Source organism: Microbacterium sp. BF1 (assembly GCF_019279095.1).
Classification (GTDB): domain Bacteria; phylum Actinomycetota; class Actinomycetes; order Actinomycetales; family Microbacteriaceae; genus Microbacterium; species Microbacterium maritypicum.
This window is the reverse complement of the sequence record NZ_JAGYWT010000829.1, coordinates 1-619: the sequence shown is the minus strand read 5'-3', so window position 1 is coordinate 619 and position 619 is coordinate 1. Positions and strand designations below refer to the sequence as shown.

The window sequence follows — 619 nt, the reverse complement described above, 5'->3', positions numbered from 1 at the left end:
GACTGCCGCGGAGCAACCGCCGCTGTGGGCGTTGCGCCCGGGCTCTCGCACGGTTCGGTCGTAGCGTGGAGGCATGGCACGCGTGGGTGGTCGCAACCTCGGGATGAGCTGGTTCGCCGGCATCGTGTGCGTCGCCATCATCGGAGCCCTGGTGTGGCTGTCGCTGCCGATTGTTCCCGTGCTCGCGCAGTTCGCCGGTGATGCACTGCGCAACGCGCTCCCCTGACACCCAAGAGACAGTGCGGTGTCCTCGCGTATGACGACACGTCGGCACGCCTCCGCGAGCGGCCGTTCGCGCGGAGGTACCCTCACAATGCACGTATCCGATGAGAGGCGCACCCCATGAGTGACCCCGACGTTCCCCAGCCCGAGAAGCCGGCTGACGTTGACGACGTCGTCGGCAGTGCGAACGCGGGTCTGGATGCCGCCGCTGCCGCAGGTGCGGATGTTCCCGGTTCGAACGACGGCGTGGAGGAGAAGCCCGCCGCTGCGCCGGTCGATCCCGACCTCGCTGCGTTCGAAGAGGCCGAGCGCGATCACCCCGGGACTTTCGCGTCGCCGCCCCCAGCAGTGACCCCCGCTGCGTCCGTCGCGTCGAACGACTACGCCGACGAGGTCA

1 protein-coding gene and 1 pseudogene are annotated in these 619 nt (G+C 69.0%); both read left to right on the top strand.

Features of this window, described 5'->3' with window-relative positions; genetic code table 11:
- Positions 1-73: 73 nt before the first annotated feature.
- On the top strand, positions 74-226 hold the full coding sequence (locus KZA10_RS17050) for a hypothetical protein (protein ID WP_164743708.1): 153 nt from the start codon (positions 74-76) through the stop codon (positions 224-226).
- A 116-nt stretch (positions 227-342) separates the two neighbouring features.
- A pseudogene (locus tag KZA10_RS17045) lies at positions 343-619 on the top strand (ABC transporter); the annotation flags it as partial.

What these genes read in the sequence shown, in the direction of transcription:
- KZA10_RS17050 (WP_164743708.1), top strand. Translation starts at nt 74, where the DNA reads ATGGCACGCGTGGGTGGTCGCAACCTCGGGATGAGCTGGTTCGCCGGC.